The sequence below is a fragment of the Arthrobacter sp. Ms25 genome, from assembly GCF_059090365.1.
On record NZ_JBNHFP010000003.1, the window covers coordinates 208029 to 227994 of the forward strand.

The 19966-nt window shown below is 64.9% G+C and carries 14 protein-coding genes; 7 read left to right on the forward strand and 7 right to left on the reverse strand.

The window, feature by feature from the left end:
• Positions 1-214 precede the first annotated feature (214 nt).
• Positions 215-1516, forward strand: a complete 1302-nt coding sequence (locus tag AC5RT8_RS09160; protein WP_494095396.1) for a ParB/RepB/Spo0J family partition protein — start codon at positions 215-217, stop codon at positions 1514-1516.
• Between the two features lie 3196 nt (positions 1517-4712).
• Here the strand turns inward: AC5RT8_RS09160 and AC5RT8_RS09165 are convergent.
• Positions 4713-5990: a YlbE family protein gene (locus AC5RT8_RS09165; RefSeq protein ID WP_494095397.1), complete on the reverse strand. Its 1278-nt coding sequence runs from the start codon at positions 5988-5990 to the stop codon at positions 4713-4715.
• A gap of 29 nt (positions 5991-6019) precedes the next feature.
• Here AC5RT8_RS09165 and AC5RT8_RS09170 point away from each other — a divergent pair, with 29 nt between their 5' ends.
• Positions 6020-6706 carry a class I SAM-dependent methyltransferase gene (locus AC5RT8_RS09170; RefSeq protein WP_494095398.1) on the forward strand — a complete coding sequence of 229 codons (687 nt, stop codon included), beginning with the start codon at positions 6020-6022 and terminating at the stop codon, positions 6704-6706.
• Positions 6707-6794: 88 nt separating this feature from the next.
• On the opposite strand, the gene AC5RT8_RS09175 is transcribed toward AC5RT8_RS09170, so the two are convergent.
• The 6 genes from AC5RT8_RS09175 to AC5RT8_RS09200 all read right to left on the reverse strand — a co-directional run bounded on the left by AC5RT8_RS09175 (position 6795) and on the right by AC5RT8_RS09200 (position 13421).
• Positions 6795-7988, reverse strand: a complete 1194-nt coding sequence (locus AC5RT8_RS09175; RefSeq protein WP_494095399.1) for a peptidoglycan-binding protein — start codon at positions 7986-7988, stop codon at positions 6795-6797.
• A 6-nt stretch (positions 7989-7994) separates the two neighbouring features.
• Complete coding sequence (trxA, locus tag AC5RT8_RS09180; protein ID WP_494095400.1) at positions 7995-8321, reverse strand: thioredoxin; 327 nt, start codon at positions 8319-8321, stop codon at positions 7995-7997.
• Between the two features lie 27 nt (positions 8322-8348).
• A complete protein-coding gene (trxB, locus tag AC5RT8_RS09185) occupies positions 8349-9389 on the reverse strand; it encodes a thioredoxin-disulfide reductase (RefSeq protein ID WP_494095401.1) in 1041 nt (346 codons plus the stop codon).
• A gap of 168 nt (positions 9390-9557) precedes the next feature.
• Positions 9558-11054, reverse strand: a complete 1497-nt coding sequence (locus AC5RT8_RS09190; RefSeq protein ID WP_494095402.1) for a discoidin domain-containing protein — start codon at positions 11052-11054, stop codon at positions 9558-9560.
• A 165-nt stretch (positions 11055-11219) separates the two neighbouring features.
• Positions 11220-12881 carry a murein biosynthesis integral membrane protein MurJ gene (gene murJ / locus AC5RT8_RS09195; protein ID WP_494095403.1) on the reverse strand — a complete coding sequence of 554 codons (1662 nt, stop codon included), beginning with the start codon at positions 12879-12881 and terminating at the stop codon, positions 11220-11222.
• 60 nt (positions 12882-12941) lie between these two features.
• Positions 12942-13421 carry an NUDIX hydrolase gene (locus AC5RT8_RS09200; RefSeq protein WP_494095844.1) on the reverse strand — a complete coding sequence of 160 codons (480 nt, stop codon included), beginning with the start codon at positions 13419-13421 and terminating at the stop codon, positions 12942-12944.
• Positions 13422-13615: 194 nt separating this feature from the next.
• Between AC5RT8_RS09200 and AC5RT8_RS09205 the strand changes: the two genes are divergently transcribed.
• The 5 genes from AC5RT8_RS09205 (at position 13616) to AC5RT8_RS09225 (ending at position 19949) form a co-directional block, all read left to right on the forward strand.
• The gene (locus AC5RT8_RS09205) at positions 13616-15139 is read left to right on the forward strand and encodes a CCA tRNA nucleotidyltransferase (RefSeq protein ID WP_494095404.1); all 1524 of its coding nucleotides are present in this window, start codon (positions 13616-13618) and stop codon (positions 15137-15139) included.
• A complete protein-coding gene (locus AC5RT8_RS09210) occupies positions 15136-15792 on the forward strand; it encodes a histidine phosphatase family protein (RefSeq protein ID WP_494095405.1) in 657 nt (218 codons plus the stop codon). The genes AC5RT8_RS09205 and AC5RT8_RS09210 overlap by 4 nt, the downstream gene beginning before the upstream one ends.
• Before the next feature lie 667 nt (positions 15793-16459).
• Positions 16460-16744 (forward strand): hypothetical protein, encoded by a 285-nt coding sequence (locus tag AC5RT8_RS09215; RefSeq protein WP_494095406.1) that lies wholly within the window; start codon positions 16460-16462, stop codon positions 16742-16744.
• 175 nt (positions 16745-16919) lie between these two features.
• Positions 16920-18164, forward strand: coding sequence for a D-inositol-3-phosphate glycosyltransferase (mshA, locus tag AC5RT8_RS09220; protein WP_494095407.1), 1245 nt, complete (start codon positions 16920-16922; stop codon positions 18162-18164).
• 99 nt (positions 18165-18263) lie between these two features.
• Positions 18264-19949 carry a formate--tetrahydrofolate ligase gene (locus AC5RT8_RS09225; protein ID WP_494095408.1) on the forward strand — a complete coding sequence of 562 codons (1686 nt, stop codon included), beginning with the start codon at positions 18264-18266 and terminating at the stop codon, positions 19947-19949.
• The last annotated feature ends 17 nt before the right edge of the window (positions 19950-19966 follow it).

A 19966-nucleotide genomic window follows, 5' to 3' on the forward strand; every position in this document is an offset into this window, starting at 1 on the left:
CGTGCCGTTTGACAGGCGTGCATAAGGGAAGGACATACCCATGGCCGAGAAGCGTCGTGGTTTAGGCCGTGGTCTGGGAGCATTGATCCCCAGCAGCGCGGAGCCTGAGGAAACTGAGAACCAGAATCAGGCATACGTTGTTTCCGGACGCCCAGTTGATTTGTTTTTCGCCGCGGACGACACCCGGGTTTCCGCCGGTACGTCCGGAGGCGCCGTGCCCCGGCGCGGTGCCGGCATCAACAAGGACGCACTGCGCGGTCCGGCAAAGAAGTCAACCACACGCAGCTCAGCGTCACGTTCGTCGGCTGCGGCCGGCACTGCCGCCGGGAGGGAAGAGGGCGGATCTGCAGGTGGTGCTTCCGCTCCTGTTTCCGCCGGTGTTCAGCCGCGCACCTCGCGCTCGGCGACCGACGGCGGGTCCACCCCGAAGTCTGGAAGCACGGATGACCGGCAGGCGAAGGAAACAGCGAAGTCTTCCGGGAAAAACGCCGGGAAGGACTCCGCAAAGCCTGTAGGTACCAGTCCTGAGAAGGCTTCCAGGGCCGACACGGACGTCGAGGCTCCTGTATCCGCCCCTGAGGCCGGGACGGAAGCCACAGGGCACCAGAGCGCCCCCGAGGGCCGGGGCGTCGAGCAGACGGCCGATGTTTCCCGTGAAACATTGCCAGGTGAAGTCGGCGATACGGGACTTGTCCGCGTACCGGGGGCAACGTTTGCCGAACTGCCCATCGATTCCATCCATCCAAACCGCAAGCAGCCCCGTTCCGTCTTCGACGAAGACGATATGGCCGAACTGGTGCACTCCATCCGCGAGATTGGAGTCCTGCAGCCGATTGTAGTCCGCCCGTCCGCTGAGGACGACGCCGAACATCCGTACGAGCTTGTGATGGGTGAACGACGTTGGCGTGCGTCGCGTGAAGCCGGGCTGGAATCGGTACCTGCGATCATCCGCTCCACCCAGGATGTGGACTTGCTCCGGGATGCCCTGCTCGAGAACCTGCATCGGAGCCAGCTGAACCCGCTGGAAGAGGCGGCCGCTTATCAGCAGCTGCTGGACGATTTCGGCTGCTCGCACGAGGAACTCGCTGACCGTATCGGCAGGTCCAGACCGCAGGTATCCAATACCCTGAGGTTGATGAAGCTTCCTCCGCTGGTACAGCGCCGCCTCGCGGCAGGTGTACTGTCGGCCGGACATGCGCGAGCCCTGCTCGGACTTGGCGATCCCTCCGAAATGGAGAAGCTGGCGCAGAAGATCGTAGCTGAGGGACTGTCTGTTCGAGCCACCGAGGAAGTCGTCTCACTTGCCGACGGACTCCGGAAGCCGGCTAAGGCGTCTAAGCCCAAACTGGGAGCGCGCCATGAACGGCTCGACTACCTGGCGACCTCTTTGGCAGACCGACTCGACACCAACGTCAAGATCACCCTGGGCGCCCGTAAGGGCAAGGTCAGCATTGAGTTCGCCAGCGTGGACGACCTCAACAGGATCATGGGTGTCCTTGCTGCTCCGAGTGAGTAGGTACTGCCTCCCGCTGAACTGCTAGGGCGGGCCGGTGTTTCACGTGAAACGCCGGCCCGTCTTTTTTGTGCGGTGACTACTGAAGCTGGCGCTTTGAAGTTGATTGGCATTACGCAGCCGTGGGAACACTTCGCCAAATCCGGGATTGAAGCCCCATGGCAGACATTGAGGGTACCCGTAACCGTCCCGATCGTCGGCTCGTCCTGCGGACGAGGTGCTGATGCTTCGATTAGTAGGGGGCGTCCGTCGGACAAGGGCGATCGGTGACCGGCAGTTTCCAAGCGCGACACAGCCGGTATGGTGAACCGTCACTAGCGGCGAGGCGAGGGACTTCCCGCCCGGTAGGACATGTTGCTAGGGCGGAGCGTACTTCTGCGCCAGCGGCCATCCGAATGTTATACGTGAGACTTGGGTCCGCTGTACCCGCCGAAGACTCGGGACCGGGTTTGCAGCGGGATTCCTTCTCCCAGGGATCCGTGGTCTGGCTATAAGGGAGACGGACTTGGCTACCACACTGCGGCAACGCCGAGAAAGTCATGGCGGGCCGAGGAATGCAACTGGCGCGGGGTGCTTCTGACGCCTAGAAAGCGCCCCTATAAGGATCAATACAGCTCAGCCCTATGTCTTTTTGTGGATCTGCAGCGACCGTTTCATGTGAAACGTCCCACCGAAAGCGCGGGGCACACCGTCCTGATGCGAGGCGGGTTGTGCCCGGGGGTAAAGCCAAGGCCTCTCGCAGCTGAATTCGGTCGTATGTTCGGCAGCATGCATCCGCTTGGACACTGATGGTGGAAAGGTGGATAGGTGGATGGACCCGGAGCTGAACCTCGTTGTGGCGACCTGGTGAGATGGGCGTCGTATCGCGGGTCGGCGATGCAAGACGCCAACGCGGCAGGTGCAGTGTCGTCCTTGTCTTCCGACCACTGTTTCACGTGAAACCTTCTTTTTCGCTAGTAGTGCCTGATATCGAATGCCCCCGGTCGATGCCTTTAGTCACGACCAGCTCGGATGGCGGGACAGGTCAGGCGGACTTTCTACAACCTCCCGGCGTACCAACACGGGGCGAGCACCGAGCTGGTTGACCACTCATCCCTACCCGCTGAGTACGGATGCCAGCTGCGCAGTTGGCCTGTCCTCCACTGATCGAGGAACTCCCCGCACCCACCGTAGATATGCGGGGCACGGTATCTGCCGGGGCAAGTACGGGCCCCGCACGGGACTTCATCAGCTGCGCGCAGCCTTATCCGCCATGAGCCATGTGCCTCCGGGGCAGCTCTAACACACCCCGTAGGCGAACATCACCACACATTCCTCACCATGTGCGCTTTGAAGTGGCCGTACACATATTGGTGTTGTCGACAGCAGAATGAATCGCTGACGTGTTTCACGTGAAACGTCTGCAGTCGTATCAAGACACCCGCGCCCAGCGGCTCAATGTGAGCAGCGCAAAGGGAAAGACAAACTCCGGATAATCGAAGCCTCCCACGCCGCCTGTAGGGACAGCCCGCTGGCGGCTCGACAAGCAGCTGAGCGCCTGACAGGGCATCAGCCAGGGTGTTCCACGGCGGTCGCCTGGGGTCGTAAGCCAACTCAATAGCGTTTCCGACAATCGCGAGTCATATGATCTTGGCCGGTGTAGCGCGGTGGGAGCGCTGTTTGCGGCAGTAAGGCCTGTTTCACGTGAAACGGGACGACCGGCAGGATGATGCGACGGGGCGGACAAACAGCGAAACCGTCGCACGACCTGTTCGAGTCGGTGGCCCCACGCGGATAACGTATACACGGTGGGGAACCCGCGGTCGGGAGAGGGCGGCGAGGAAGGGGTGATGTCTGTTAGCGATGGGTTGGTACCGCTCACACACCATCGATCACTTGGGCCTGTGGGGCAGGAAGCGGATGGATTGAGTTCGTGCTCGATACGCGTTCGTACTCAATACGCCTACTGCCATGGTCCGAAACGCAGCCCCTGCGCCGTCCGTCTCAGTACGGTTCGCGATGGAGGTTCCCCCGCCGGTTTGGCCTGGGCCGTCAGTTCGCTGTTGACGGCCGGAAGCGGGATGCCCGGATTCGGACACCAGGAAAAGCACGTGATCACCATCCGCACCGGCTGGGTAGCGTCAGGACGGTCGGTAAGACTCCGGGCCCGCTACATGCGCGGCTTCCAGCAGTGTCCTGAACGAAAGTTCCGACCTCCGACACGTGCTGGCATCTTCGCCCGCACAACCCGAGACTGACCGCTGAGCCTGCTGCTGGCGCACCGGGTCGAAAGCAGTTTCCTCCCCGTACAACAGCAGGACATGTCGTCGGATCTATGGAAGCTGAAGGTCGCTGCGCGGAGAGGGGCCGCGCGTTCTCCACCATGGGAAGGGCGAACGGCACTCTCCTGCCCCGCGTCCGGCTCGGCAGGCCTCCCAAAGTCTGGGAACGCCCAATTCGTGTCACACCGCAGCTGCCCGGGCGCTTGCGACAACTGGTGCATGCAGGCCATTTCCGCTGGGTGAAAGGAGCGTATGGCAACGCCACGCTATGAGCGGCAATAAGCACAGGGACGGTCCTGCACCGCGCTTCGCGCTCGCTCGTTGCGCCCCACGGGCAGTTGCTCTGGATGACAACCGCGATTGTTTAGGGCGCCTATGGGGCAAGGCCCTTAGAGAGACCGCCCCGCTTGCACACCGTGTGCGTGTTGTATGGATGCCCATGCCTACCTCTGGAGGTGTCGGGACGGAGCGCAACGCCTCTTCAGGAAATCCTTCAGTAGAACGTCTGGTGTTCTTCGGGAGCTGCCTCAGGACCGCAGGGCGGAGAGGAAGGGAAGGGACAAAAGGTCAGTAGGCGGGAGGCGAGGCCCAAGGAGCCAGGGGGAAGGCGATGTACGTCGCTTGCTGAAAAAAGGGATGAACTCTAGCCATCTGAGAATCGAGGCACCTTCCTCAATACCAGCGGCAGAACCTGGGTGAGGGCGCGGCAGGGGCTCACGTCCGCACGATGCGACTCAGCATGGGTCCGGGCCTGCCACCTGCTGCCCGGCCGGTCCGCCCATCTTTCAGCAGAGACCGTAGGAGGTGTCCGCCGCCGGCAATGAGCCGCCGGGTGCTCCGGCTTGGACCGCCGGTGACGCAGGCGTCCTCAGGGTGCGCCTTTTCGAGTAGGAAACCGGGCTCAATGTTCCGCACTGCTTCCTCTTCCGCGGAGTGTTTCACGTGAAACACGGGCGCCCGGAGATGGTCTTCAAGTGTTCGTGGGCATCAATAAAGGGTTGCAGCGGAGGCATGAACACCATGGTGCCGGCCAGCCCGCCGCCGCGAAGAGTGGCCCCGAGATGTATTGGGGGAACGATCCCCTGTGCGGCAATGGAAGCCGCGTCCCAACCGCAGGCAATCCCGCGATTACCCAGTACGGGAATCCGCAGCGTCGGATGCTCCGTCAGGGCTACAGCGTACAGCGAGGTGGTCAGGTTCATCATCTCTGCGGGAGTGCCCACGGACTCTCGGCTCAGCAACGGAGCCGCTGCGGCGGCCGCGCCACCCAGGCCGAGCGTTTCCATGATGAGGCTGTCGCCTCCGCTGTAGCCCACGTCATCGGGGGTCCAGGGGGCCAGGAGGCTGCACCGAAGCCCGGACACGGGCGGCAGCGGTGCCCGGAACCAGCGGCGGGGAACCCCGGAGACCTGAACTGCGAATTCCTTCTCGTTCATCGCCATTGCCGTCACGATCGAACTGCCGGAAATACCCTCCGCGGCACCGGTCACTACTTTTGCCGCCGCCATGGCAACATGCAGGAAATGGAACTCCGCGGTGTTGAGGTAGGCCAGCAACGCGGCTGTGTCGGGAGCAAGTGGTGGCCCCGACACAATGTGCTCGAGGACGGCATTCCGGAACAGAAGCCCCGCGGCGCTGGACCTTCCGTGGAGTTCATCGCCCATGGCCAGGGCCGATGCCATGACGGGCAGGAGAGGCATCGGAGCCGCGCGGAGGATCCTGCCGAGGGCGGGGCCCACCTGGTCCCTGATTTCGGCCAGGTTGGCATTGACGGCAGGGCCGCGGGATCCGAACGTCAAGGCCTGTGTCCCGGGGCCCTCGTTCATCCGGCACGTGGCGGTCCTGCCTGACAGTCGGTCGCGCACCACGAGGACAGGCATTGAAGCGGTGCAGACTCCGGTCAGGGACCCGACGCCGTCATGGTCGTGGCAGGAGGCAAGCCGGATGGTGCCTGCGTGCAGCAACGCATCGGCCTCATCTTCGGAGGTAGCCAGCCCTTCGAAGACCGCCGCGCCAAGGACGGCCTGGCGCTGGCAGCCGGTGTACTCCTGCCAGCGCATCAACGGTCCCGAGACAAGAATTGTGTTCCTGTCCATGTCCGGAACTGCGTCACCGGCGGGAAGCACATCCACCAGCTCCGGTTCGGCGGATAGCATGGCCCTCACCGCCTGTTCATTGGGTGAAAGGCCGATTGTGCCGTCCGGTTGGTTGTTCATAGCGTGACCTGTGTCCTCATGGCAGAAGCATGGCACGGTACGTTGGTGCCATGGAGGATGAACACACGGGCGGTACGGCCAGCGACGTTGCCCGGGTGTACGACGTCGTCGGCCCCGCGTATGCGCAGATGGTTCCCACCGCCGGCGGGAAGGGGGATCCGGAGACCGAACTCGAACTGGCGCTGGTGCGGGAATTCGCCAGGTCGTTTCGCCCGGGGGCAAACGTGCTGGACGCGGGGTGCGGTCCCGGTCGGATGGTTGCCTACCTCGAGGCCCTGGCACCACTGGCTATCACCGGATGCGACATCTCACCCGGCATGGTCCGGCTGGCAAGGCACGCCCATCCGCACCGGGAGTTTACGGTCGCGGAGCTGTCCTCGCTGCCGTACCCGTCGGATACCTTCTCCGGGGTCCTATCCTGGTATTCGATCATCCACACCCCGCCGGCGGAACTGCCACGGATATTCGCGGAGTTTAACCGGATTATGCGTCCCGGCGGAACGCTGCTGCTGGGTTTCCACACGGGAACGGGTGCCCGCCGGATGCTAAATGCCTACGGGCACCAAGTGGACCTCATCGCCAACCTCCACGACGTTTCACACCTCTCTGCATGCCTGGAAGACGCCGGTTTCCTCGTTAGCATCAGGCTGGAGCGCGCTGCCGTTGCCCACGAACGGCACGCCCAGGGATTCATCACGGCAAAGGTCCCCGGCTAGGCGTCCGGCCCCGGGGGAAGCCCACCCGCTAATACAGCGAACGCCCCCTGCATCAGCAAGGGGCGTTCCGGGGAAACGATGACGTCGGCTAGGAACCGGAGACGCGGCTGGCGGCCGGTTCTTCCATCGGATTGAACTTGAGCACGTCGTCCAGCGCGAGTGTCCCCGTTGGCTGGTCTTCCTCCTCCAGGAGGTACAGACGCTGGATGCCGATCACGATCGAATCGGCCACCGTCTGGCGGAACACCGGGTCGGCCAGCCGTTCGGCGTCGTGTGCATTACTCAGGTAGCCCAGATCCAGTCCTACGGACGGCACTCCCGGTACCTTCAGGGTGTCCCAGGTCCGGGCGTGGACGCCCAGGTTGTCCAGGTCGGTGCGGGCACCGAGCTCCTTCATGAGGAGCACAGCGGCGCGGTGGCCGATGGGGGAGCGCGCCTCGCCGGTGCCCGGCAGGCCCCAGTAGTATGCGGCCATGCCCGAGGCGGCCTGCTGGTCCAGCCAATCGCAGTGAATGTCCAGGTTCAGGCTCGGGGTGTTCCTCCGCGACCCCTGTTCACGCAGGGGCTCCCGCTGCTGCGGAACCAGCCGGGCACCGAACTCCCGGAGGATGCGTTCCACGCGCTCCATGATGTCCGTGGTGACCAGCTGCTCCGTCAACGGGTCCCCGCTGAGCCGTTCGGCAGCATGCGGGGACTGGAGGCGGGATCGGCCGGTGTTGACGGAAATCACCCGGCCGCGCAGGGCGGCAGTGGAACGGTCCAACCGTTCGTAGTCACGCAGCGCGAACGCCTGGCTGGGAGAAATGGCGCGGTTTACCCGGGACATGGACCGCATGGTGTCACCGTCGCACACACCGCTGCCCGGCAGTCCGAGGTTCTGTTGCAGTTCAGCAACCGCATACCGGGTGCGGACGCCGAAACTGCCGTCGATGTGGCCGTAATAGAAGCCCAGGTGGGACAGATGGCGCTGCAGCTCGGCGACGTCGTCGCCCCGCAGCTGCGCGCCTTCAACATAGTTCAGGGTGCGGTCCCCGAACCGGAACTGTGCTTCGGAAAGCGCACGCTGGGTGTCCGGACCGGCAACCCCGTCAACGATCAAGCCGCGGCTTTGCTGGAAAGCACGGACTGCGGCGTCAACATGGTCATCGAAAATGGTTGGATCGTTTACAGCGTCCGGTGCCAGGTAGGAGAGGGTGACGCCGGCGCGGAGCAACGCTTCACGAAGCGTCACTACGCGCCGGCTGGCATCCAGCCTCCGCAGGCTTTCACCATGCACAGTCATTGATATTTACTTCAGGAAAGCCGCGAATTCCTGCTCCAGGACCTGCTTCGGCTTGGCGCCGATGGAAGTCGCCGCAACCTCACCGCCCTGGAACACGTAGACGGCCGGGATGGAGGTGATGCCGTACTGCGCGGCGATCGCGGGGTTTTCGTCCACGTTGACCTTGACCACGTCGACCTTTTCGCTGTACTGCGCGGCGATGTCGTCGAGGATGGGGGACAGCATGCGGCACGGGCCGCACCATTCGGCCCAGAAATCAACGATGACCGGCTTGTCCGACGTCAGGACGTCGGTGCCGAAGGAAGCGTCGGTTACTGCTTTTGCACTGCTCATTTTTTGCTCTCCTAACAAGAACGGGAACTAAAGGGCTGCGTGTTCGGAAACAGCCTCGGCCGGCGGAGTGGGAACCTCCGCTGCGGTGGAGACGGAGTCGCCGAGGTCGGCAAGGTAATGCTCGACGTCGACGGCGGCCACACAGCCGGAACCGGAGGCAGTGATCGCCTGCCGGTAGGTCGGGTCGATGACGTCGCCTGCTGCGAAGACACCGGGCAGCGAGGTCTTGGAAGTACGTCCCAGGACGGCGATGGTGCCTTCCTCGGTCAGCTCCAGCTGGCCGCGCACGAGGTCCACCCGGGGGTCATTGCCGATGGCCACGAACACGCCCGTGACATTGAGCTCGGACTCTGAGCCGTCCTTGGTGTTGCGCAGGACGAGGCCGGTGACCTTGTCCTCACCGCGGATGGCAGCTACTTCCGAATCCCAGGCGAAGCGGATCTTTTCGTGTGAAAGGGCCCGCTCCTGCATGATCTTGGAGGCGCGCAGGCTGTCCCGGCGGTGGACCACCGTCACGGAGGAAGCGAACTTGGTCAGGAACAGGGCCTCTTCGAGGGCGGAGTCTCCGCCGCCGACGACGGCAATGTCCTGGCCCTTGAAGAAGAACCCGTCGCAGGTGGCACACCAGCTCACACCGCGGCCGGAGAGGCGCTTCTCATCGGGCAGCCCGAGTTCACGGTACGCGGAACCGGTGGAGATGATGATGGCCCGGGCGCGGAAGGTCTCACCGGTGCCGATGGTGACGGTCTTGATGTCGCCTTCGAGGTTTACCTCGGTGACGTCCTCGAAAAGGATTTCCGTCCCGAAGCGCGCAGCCTGCTTTTCGAAGTTCGCCATCAGGTCCGGACCCATGATTCCCTCGGGGAACCCGGGGAAGTTCTCGACGTCCGTGGTGTTCATCAACTCGCCGCCGGCGGTGACGGAGCCGGCGATCAGGAGCGGCTTCAGGTTGGCACGCGCCGCGTAGACGGCAGCAGTGTATCCGGAGGGGCCGGAGCCGACGATGATGACCTCGCGGACGTCGCCGGCTGCGGCGCCGTCGGTGGCAACGGGGTTTGCGGTGCTCACGGGGGTGTTCCTCTTCCTTGTTGAACTACAGTGTCGAACTGAAAAATCGGACCGGATGCGAAGGGCCGGTTCCTCGGTGGATCACCCTGCACAACCGATATCGTGTCCAGCTTATTCCGGGTGCCGTGCCCGGGGCATGCCCGCGGCGCCGCCGGAACAGCCCAGGAGTCAGGACACTCCGATTTCAGCGATCCTCAAGCCCCACGGGTAGGCGGCCTGGACTCCGTTGAGACGCGGCAGCTGGGTGAAGTTAACGATGACGTAGCGTGCCGAGGCAGCCTGCTCGTCGGTCTTGGGCACCGGGATGCTGGTGGTGGGGCCGGTAAAGCCGCTCTGGGCCACCGACGTTGCCCCCTCCAGATCCGGGGTGTCATTGAGCATGACGGAGAAGCTGCCGCCCGTGCCGTTCAACTGGGTGATGTTCACCTCGTTGACCGCGGATTCCTTGCCCAGGTCCACAACCAGGGCCAGGCTCGGCGCGAGTCCGCCGAAGGTGTCGCTGGCGTACACGTAACTGGACCAGTAGGAGGACGGATTGCCGTCGATGATCTGCGGCAGGGCGCCGTCGTTCGTCGAATCCAGCTGCGTGTTTCCCGGCACGAAGCGGCTGATACCTGTAATTTCGGGCGCCGGTGCCGGTGCAGGCGCTGCTTCGCCGGCGTCGGGAGCTTCCTGTGCGGCCTCCTGCGTGGGTGCGGAGGAAGCTCCTGCGTCCGGCTCGGAGGCGAACATGTCGCCCATTTTGCCCAGCTGCGAGACGGCGAGGACCACGGCCAGCACGAGCACGAGGCTCAGGACCGCGCCGATCAGCACGCGGCCGGACTTACGGTTCGGCTCGTCCTTGGCGCCGTCGTCGTACTCGTCGTCCGAAGCGCCGTAGCCGTCGTCGCCGGAGTCGTAGCCGTCACCGTCGTAGCTGCCCGCCGCCACGGCGGACTTGGGGAAGGTCGACGCCGAACGGGAACCGCGTTCCGGAACCGGGACCGCCTGGGACTCGTCCTCTTCCCATTTCGTGACCTTGGGCGCCGCGGGGGGAACGGCCTGCTTGGGCCGGGCTGTCGGTGCCGGGGGAACATTGGCACCGCCGGTGGCCGCCTCAGCCGGGGCGTCGGCGGCGTCCCCGAACTCGAGGTTGCGTTCCGCAGCAGCGGATCCGGCACCGGCTACCGCGCCGGCACCGGCGCTGTTCCGGCCGAACCGGGGCAGCTTGGGTTTATGGGCGCCGGGGAGCAGTGGCCTGCGTGGCTCGCGCTCCTCGTAATAGTCCTCATCATCGGTTTCCGGTTCGTGTGAACGGGGCATACCGAAGATTTCCGAACCGAGGGTGTCGGTAAAGAACGGCTCCACGTAGGGGGCGTCCCGCTCGATCACGAGATCCAGCAGATCCGCGGCATTGGCGTTGTTCGTGACAAGGTAGGTGCGGCCGTCGCTGACGCCCAGATCGAGCACCTGCACGGAGCCGTGGCGTTCGCCGGTGGCAATCTCACGGGCACTTGCAGAGACCTGGCTGGCATTCACGGGCGCGGCTACAAGGATGCTGACCGAACGGTTGAGGACCTGGTCCACACCGTCCAGCACCAGATCCTGCTCCGCCGAGGTGAGTACCTGGGCTGTCACCTTGTAACGGCCGCCCAGTACTGAACCGACGTCTACCGACTGTGGCACGTGTTCCTCCCATGAAAACGGCAATAAGACTGCGTGAGGTTAGTCTGACAGGTGCCAATCCGGATGTTTGTCCACCGACACGGAACACGGCCTGGCGCCGCAGTCCTAAACTGCCTGCTTTGTTCCCATGCTACCTGTCACACCGAGAAAGCCGGAGCCGGCACTTTAGGGAGTACGGCGGAGTTTGGCAAGGAGCGGCGCAAGGAACGCATCCAGCTCCGAGACCTTGAGGACACGCAGCAGCAGATAGTACGCAACGGCCATCAGCGACCCGCAGACCACCATCACCACGGTGGCGGAGGGGATGGATTGCCAGGCGAACCCATCGGTCGAATAGCCTCCCATCAGTGCCAGCGCAGCGGAGCCGACGGCGGCCGATCCCAGGGCCGCGACCACCAGGCGGACATGCACATCGAAGATCCCCGCTCCGCCGTAATCGCCCAGGCTGCGCCGAAGGAAAATGTGGCTGACGACGACGGCGGCAACGTTGCCCACCGAATAGGCCGCGGCCAGGGCGAAGATGATCCGGTCCGGCGGCAGCGCGGCTGCTCCCAGGGCCAGGGCCACGCCGAGGACCGAAAGGATCACCTGCATGATCATGGGAGTCTTGGCGTCTTCGCTGGCGTAGAAGGCCCGGTTCATCAGGAAGGTGGCGCTGAGGAAAGGTGCCGTGACGGCCAGGAGTACCAGGACCTGTGCCTGCAGGGTGGCCGAGACATTCGATCCGCCGCTGAACCAGATGCTGATGGGACCGGCCAGGACAATCAGCACGGCGGAACAAAAGACGGTGGCCACGCCGATGGCCCGCAGCCCCTGGGACAGGGTGGCCCGCACGCCGTCGTAGTTCTTTTCCGCGTAGGCGTGGGACATGTTGTTGAACAGCACCGTGGCCAGGGAGAGGGTGATGACCGAATGCGGAATGATGTACAGCATCGACGCTGTTTCCAGGTTCAGCTGTCCGGCAATCTCGCGGCCCATGGCCAGGTACTCGGGCCGCGCGTCCGAGGCGATGGTGGCCACATTGGTGTACACCAGGTAGGCGCCGTTGCCGATGAGCATGGTGATGATGGTCCACTTGGCCACCTTGCCGGTCTCGCGCAGCCCCACGCCCCGCAGCCCGAAGGAGGGCCGCAGCCCCAGTCCCAGCCGGCGCAGCGGGAACACGAGGACAAGGGCCTGCAGGGCGATGCCGAGGGTGGTGCTGCCGGCCAGGATCACAGTGGCCTGCGTGGTCCAGGTGTCCGGCGAGAACGCCGACGTCTCCTCACGGCCGATGAACGCGATGAAGACGATCAGTCCGGCGATCGCAACCACGTTGTTCACCACGGGAGCCCACATATAGGCCCCGAACCTGCCGTTGGCATTGAGGATCTGCCCGATCACCGCGTAGGCGCCGTAGAAGAAGATCTGCGGGAACAGCCAATAGGCGAAAGTCGTGGCCAGCGCCAGCCGGTCGGCACTTAGCGACAGGACCGTGGAGAGGATGACGGGGGCCGCGACGGTGGCCACAAGCGCAATGCCGGCCAGCACCACGAGGCTGAGCGTCAGGACCCGGGACACATACTCCTTCCCCCGGTCCGGCCGCTTGCTGGCCTTGATGATCTGGGGGACCAGCACCGCATTGAACACGCCGCCGGCGACCATCAGGTAGATAAAGTTCGGCAGCACGTTGGCGGAGCTGAAGACGTCGCTGACCAGTCCGGTGTTGCCGATGGCCACAGCCAACAGGGCAGTGCGGATGAGTCCAAGGAGGCGGGAAACCAGGGTTCCGGCCGCCATCACGGCACTGGAGCGCGCGGTACTGGGGGCTATAGTCTTTTCGGCCATCGTGACCCTATGTTCTCACCTTCGGTCCGGATTGCCTCAACCGGCACCGGGTGCGGAGCCTCAGAGGAAGCGGGGGAGGATCTCCCGGGCGAGGTCGGCAATCCGCCGCTCATTGGGGAAGGAAAGCCGGCGGCCGAGTTCCGCCAGCGGAACCCAGGCAACGTCCACGGCTTCGTGATCCGGATCGTTTTCGATCGTGAGGTGCCCGCCGCAGGCTTCCAGCAGGAAGTGGTGGACCGTCTTATGCACGCGGTGCCCGCTCACCGTAAACCAGTAGTCGATGCTGCCCAGCGCGGTGAGGATACGGCCGTCGATGCCTGTTTCCTCCGCGATTTCACGGATGGCCGCGGCCTGGTTGTCTTCGTCGTTTTCGGGATGGCCCTTCGGCAGGCACCATTCCAACCGGCCGCCGCGGTTCAGGCGGGCAATAATGGCGACCTGCAGCTGCGCGGTTGAGGTATCCACCACAATCCCGCCGGCCGAAACTTCCTCGACGGTGGGAAGGGGCGCATGTACCGAATGCGCACCTGCGCCGCCCATTGACGCTGTCAACGGGGTCCTTTTGGGGGCGCTCGGTACGGGATGGGCCATACTCCCACTGTAACGATCTTTGCCCGGCGATGATGACTGTTATCCAGGCTCCCGGAGCGGACGCGGAAACCCCCGGCGTGTCTGCGCAGCAGGGAAGCGCTGTTGTCGGTCTTCGCTGTTTTATCTGGCAGGCTTAAAGCACTATGGTGCACCTTTTTGATAGTTCGGCCTTGAAGTCCCCGTTACCCGACGTGATCCCGGAACTCGGTGCGCGTTTCGAGGACGCCGGGTATGAGCTTTCGCTCGTTGGCGGTCCCGTCCGCGACCTGTTCCTGGGCAGGGTTTCTCCCGACCTGGATTTCACCACCAACGCCCGCCCGGACGCCATCGTCAACATCATCAAGGGCTGGGCCGACACCTATTGGGAGATCGGCCGCGAGTTCGGCACCATCGGAATGCGCAAGGACGGCTTCCAGGTGGAGGTCACCACCTACCGGGCCGATGCCTATGACCCCGCCTCCCGCAAGCCCGCCGTGGCCTTCGGCGACAAACTCGAAGACGATTTGTTCCGGCGCGACTTCACCATGAACGCGATGGCCCTGAGGCTGCCGTCCATGGAACTGGTGGATCCCTTCGGCGGGGCCCGCGACCTGCACGCCGGCATGGTGCGCACCCCCGGTGCGCCGTCGACGTCGTTCTCCGATGACCCGCTGCGCATGATGCGGGCCGCCCGTTTCGCCTCCCAGCTCGGCGTCGAAGTGGCCCCGGAGGTCTTTGACGCCATGCGGGACATGGCCGGGCGGATCGAGATCATTTCCGCCGAACGGGTTCGGGACGAACTCACCAAGCTCATCTGCGGCAAGGCCCCGTGGACCGGCGTGAACCTGTTGGTGGAGAGCGGGCTGGCCGACTACGTGCTGCCCGAGGTCTCGGCCCTGCGGCTCGAAATCGACGAGCATCACCGGCACAAGGACGTGTACCAGCATTCGCTGACCGTCCTCCGCCAGGCCTGCGAGCTGGAAACCGCCAGCGACGGTCCGGTGCCCGCGCCGGACTTCGTCCTGCGCTTCGCTTCGCTGATGCACGACGTCGGCAAACCGGCCACCCGCCGTTTCGAACCGAACGGGTCCGTCAGTTTCCTCCACCATGACGGCGTAGGCGCCAAGCTCACCGCCAAGCGCATGAAGGCGCTGCGGTTCGACAACGACACCATCAAGGCTGTTGCCCGCCTCGTGGAGCTGCACATGCGCTTCTACGGCTACGGCGACGCAGGCTGGAGCGACTCCGCGGTGCGGCGGTACGTCAACGACGCCGGACCGCTGCTGCAGCGCCTGCACCGTCTTACGCGTTCCGATGTGACCACCCGCAACAGGCGCAAGGCCGAGCGGCTGGCCTTCGCCTATGACGACCTGGAACAGCGGATTGCAGCCCTGGCCGAACAGGAAGAGCTCGCTGCCATCCGCCCGGACCTGGACGGCGGGCAGATCATGGCCCTGCTGCAGATCCGGCCCGGGCCGGTGGTGGGACGTGCCTACCGTTTCCTGCTGGAGGAACGGATGGAAAACGGCCCCCGCAGCGAGGAGGAAGCCGCCCGGCTGCTCCTCGCCTGGTGGACCGAGCAGCCCGAAAACCCGATTGCTGCCGCTGGGACAATACCTGATACAAAGGAGCAGGAACCCTCCGGGGATCCGGACACACCAGGGACGAAGGAAAAGGACAGCAAATGAGCAACGGGGACAACTTCGGACCGGCCGTCCCGGACCTGACTCCCTCAGGCACCCGGCTGCCCCGGCTCTGGCTGCTGCGCCACGGGGAAACCGAATGGTCCCGCGAAGGCAACTACACGGGCCTGACGGACATTCCGCTCACCCCGGAAGGTGAAGCGCAGGCCACGGCGGCACGGAGCAAGATCGGCCCGGTGACCTTCGACCGGGTGCTTACCTCGCCGCTGGCCCGTGCCCGCCGCACCGCGGAGCTGGTGGGTTACCCCGACGCCGAAGTGGTTCCCCATGCGCACGAATGGGACTACGGCGACAACGAGGGCCGCAACAGCCGCCAGGTCCGCGCCGAAAATCCGGGCTACCTAATCTGGAAGGACGGAGTGCCCAACGGGGAAACCCTGGCGCAGGTGGCCGAACGGGCAGACCGCATTATCTCGTCCGTGCAGGCCGGCTGCGGCACCGACATGGACCGTGACCCGGAGGCGACGCCGGTGGAGAAGGTCCTCCTCGTGGCTCACGGACATTTTCTCCGGATCCTTGCCGCCCGCTGGCTGGGTCTGGCACCCGAGATGGGCCGGCATTTCGCGCTGAGCACCGCGGCGGTCTGCACGTTGGGCTGGGATAAGCACACCCCCGCCGTCGTGGGCTGGAACCTCTAGCACCGCGTTTCGGAATGCCCGGTCCGTGCCGACATAAACTTTTTTCAGGAATATACCGAAAAGTGCTTGGCAGGGCCGGGAACGTGTTGTACCTTTCTTTTACGGGCACATTTACCGCCCGATAAACCGAACTGGATTACCTGTCTGTGCAGTTGCTTATGCAGACCTGCATCAGCGTCCAGTGTCCCGGGTACCGCGTACAGGAGGTGGAGATTGATGAACATTCATGGCATGCAGATCATTGTGACCGGCGGCAATCTCCGGCCGTCCTTCCGGAAGCCCCAGACACCGTCTTCGGTTCTCTCCGGTTGGCCATCCGCGCGGTTTACCGCGGCGGCACGCACGCCGCGCGCATAACCGCTGCCGACCCGGCAAGCCATCCAGCGCCACCGGCGCACCCGCATAACTCCTCCGGCACTCCCGTTCCAGTGCAGCTCCTTCCAATAGAGCCGCCTGGCGGAGCCGTCATCCCTATGCGGATCAGCAGCCGGCATTTCCTTTTGAACGGCATCACAAGTCATGGTCGGGTATTTACCCGCAGATCGCCCTGACTTAATTACCGCTGCCTTTCAATGGCTAGTGCGTCATTTACGCGCATATTCAACTTCCGTATTTCCTGCACCCTTTTCGGGTATTTCCCTCGGAGATTTTAATGCCTAAATTCCCCATGCCCAATACAACCCTGCCCGAAAACACCCGGTCCGGTCCCGCAGACCCGGTCCGGAGGGCCAATGACACTTCCGGTGGCAGCGGCGGATTACTGCCCCGTGCCAGGCCTCCGGAACGCCCCGTTCCTGTCCTGCAGCGCGCAGCAAAGGGGGTGTATTCAATGCTCAAACGGCTCCTCGACTCCTACCGCCGTTCCAGTTCCGTCCGCGATGCCCGGATGGACACGGCCCTGAACGGTAAACAGGGGCACCTGCTGATGCACTACTTCAACTCCGTCAAGTAAGTCCCGCGCGGATTGGCCCAGCCGCCGCTGCCCGGCCCTCCCTGCGAGGTGCCGGGCAGTGCTGTGCCGGGCACCGGGAGACGGGAAGAAAAGTGGCCCAGCCAACAGGAAACAAAGCCCGGCCCCGCGGCGTTATAAAGTCGATAAAGAAATTCTCAGTTCGGAAGGGAGCAAGGTGCCCCAGGTCAAGCGTGTGGCCATGCTCTCCCTGCATACCTCCCCGCTTGAACAGCCGGGCTCCGGCGATGCCGGCGGCATGAACGTGTACGTGCGTTCGGTGGCCCTCGAACTGGCCCGCGCCGGCACCGAGGTGGAGATCTTCACCCGGGCCACCGACCCGCTCCGGACCGCCGACGTCGAGCTGGCACCGGGCGTGACCGTCCGCCACGTTACTGCGGGTCCGGTCGGCAAGGTACCTAAGGAACAGCTTCCCTATCTCGACCTGGCCCAGGCCGTAGCCGAAGCGCAGCCGTTCCTGTTGGACGGCGGATTCGACGTTGTGCACTCCCATTACTGGGTCTCCGGTACCGCAGGACTTTCCGTTGCACAGCAGTGGGACCTCCCGCTGGTGCACACCATGCACACGATGGCCCGCGTGAAGAATCTCCAGGCCCAGCCGGGTGAGGCCGCCGAACCGCAGATCCGGATCGACGGCGAGCAGCAGGTGGTGCGCGGCGCCACCCGCCTCATCGCCAATACCAGCACCGAGGCCACCGAACTGGAAACGCTCTACGGCGCCGATCCGGCGGCTGTGGATGTGGTGGCTCCCGGCGTGGACCTGAACGTTTTTTCACCCCGCGGCAGGCCCGGGGTGCAGGCCGGGCTGGGCTTCCTCCCCGGCGTCTTCCACATTGTCTTTGCCGGCCGGATCCAGCGCCTTAAAGGCCCCCAGGTGCTGGTGGAGGCGGCCGCGGAGCTGCGCCGCCGCCGTCCCGACATTCCCCTGCGGGTCAGCATCCTCGGCGCCGGCAGCGGATCCTCCGTCCTCGATCTGGTGCCGCTCGTGCGCCGGCTGGGCCTGCAGGACACAGTGTCCCTGCGGCCCCCGGTGGAGCCCCACCAGCTCGCAGCCTGGTTCCGTGCCGCCGACGTCGTTGCCGTGCCGTCCTTCAGCGAATCGTTTGGCCTGGTGGCCCTGGAAGCCCAGGCCTGCGGCACCCCCGTGCTGGCCGCGAACGTGGGTGGACTGCCGATGGCCGTGCGCAACGGACGAAGCGGTGTCCTCGTTGACGGCCACGCTCCGGGCCGGTGGGCCGCGGAACTGGAGGCGCTCTATGACGGCGCCGACCGCCGTCGTATGTTGGGAGAAGGCGCCGCGGCACATGCCCAGGCGTTCGGCTGGCGCCGGACGGCCATGCTGACGGCGGAAAGCTACCGGGAGGCGGCCGAGCAGTTCTCCAGCCGCTCGGTGCGTAAGTAAGGGGCCACAGCGTCCGCACTGCTGATAGCTTGGCTTGCATCCAACGACCAGCAGCCGTCGAGCGAATCCGTTGACGGCACAGCGGAAGGAACGCAGACCATGCGTATCAGTGCCGATATGCCCTCGGACCTCGAAATTTCCCGGGCGGCCCGCCTGCTGCCGATCACGGAGATTGCCCGCGCCGCGTCGATTCCGGACGCCGCGCTGGAATCCTACGGACGGTACAAGGCGAAAATTGATCCGGACCTCCTGCCGGAGGGGTCGGCCCGCGGACGGGTGGTCCTGGTTACTGCCATGAGCCCCACGCCTGCCGGCGAAGGGAAATCGACCGTGACGGTGGGACTGGCGGATGCCCTGCACCGGGCCGGCGAAAAAGTCATGGTTGCCCTGCGCGAACCGTCCATGGGTCCGGTCCTCGGCATGAAGGGCGGCGCGACCGGCGGCGGCTATTCCCAGGTGGTGCCCATGGAGGACATCAACCTGCATTTCACCGGCGATTTCCACGCCATCACCTCGGCCAACAACGCGCTGGCCGCGCTGGTGGACAACCACATTTTCCACGGCAACCAGCTGGGCCTGGATCCCCGGCGCATCACCATCAAACGGGTCCTGGATATGAACGACCGTGCCCTCCGCGACGTGGTCATCGGCCTGGGCGGTCCCGCCCAGGGCGTGCCGCGGCAGGACGGCTTCGACATCACCGTGGCTTCCGAGGTGATGGCCGTTTTCTGCCTCGCCCGGAACCTGGCGGACCTCACCGAACGCCTGTCCCGGATCACCGTGGGCTACACCTATGACCGGCGTCCCGTCACCGTTGCCGACCTCGGCGTCCAGGGTGCCCTGACGCTGCTGCTGCGCGACGCGGTGAAACCGAACCTGGTCCAGACACTGGCCGGTACCCCGGCGCTCGTCCACGGCGGCCCGTTCGCCAACATTGCGCACGGCTGCAACTCGGTCATTGCCACGTCCGCGGCCCTGCGGCTCGCGGACCTCGTTGTGACGGAAGCCGGATTCGGAGCGGACCTCGGAGCGGAGAAGTATCTGGACATCAAGTCCAGGGTGGCGGACGTCGCCCCGGATGCCGTGGTGGTGGTGGCCACCGTCCGTGCCCTGAAGATGCACGGCGGCGTGCCCAGGACCGGCCTGGCGGAGGAGAACCTTCCGGCGCTGCAGGCCGGTGTCGTAAACCTGCACCGGCACCTGCACAACGTCCGCCGGTTCGGGATCAACCCCGTGGTGGCGGTCAACCGCTTCACCACCGATACAGATGCTGAAGTGCGCTGGCTGCTGGACTGGTGCGCCGAGCAGGGCGTCAGCGCCGCGGTGGCGGAAGTGTGGGAGCACGGCGGCGGGGGACCGGGCGGCGACGACCTGGCGGCGGCGGTGCTCGGCGCGCTGGGGCGGCCGGCGGACTTCCGGTTCCTGTATCCGGACGAGCTGCCGGTGGCGGAGAAGATCCGCACCGTTGCCCGGGAGATCTACGGTGCGGCCGACGTCGAATTTGCCCTGCCGGCCCTGCGCCGGCTGGAGGAGATTGCGGCAAGGGGCCTGGAGCACCTGCCGGTCTGCATGGCGAAGACCCCGTACTCCTTCTCCGACGATCCAGCAGCGCTGGGTGCGCCGTCGGGCTTCACCCTGCACGTGCGGGATTTGTCCATTAAGACGGGGGCCGGCTTTATCGTTGCACTGACCGGGGCGGTCATGACCATGCCGGGCCTGCCGAAGGAGCCCGCCGCGCTGCGGATGGGGGTAGCCGCGGACGGTACGCCGAGCGGACTCATCTGAGCAGTCCGCGCGGGGCG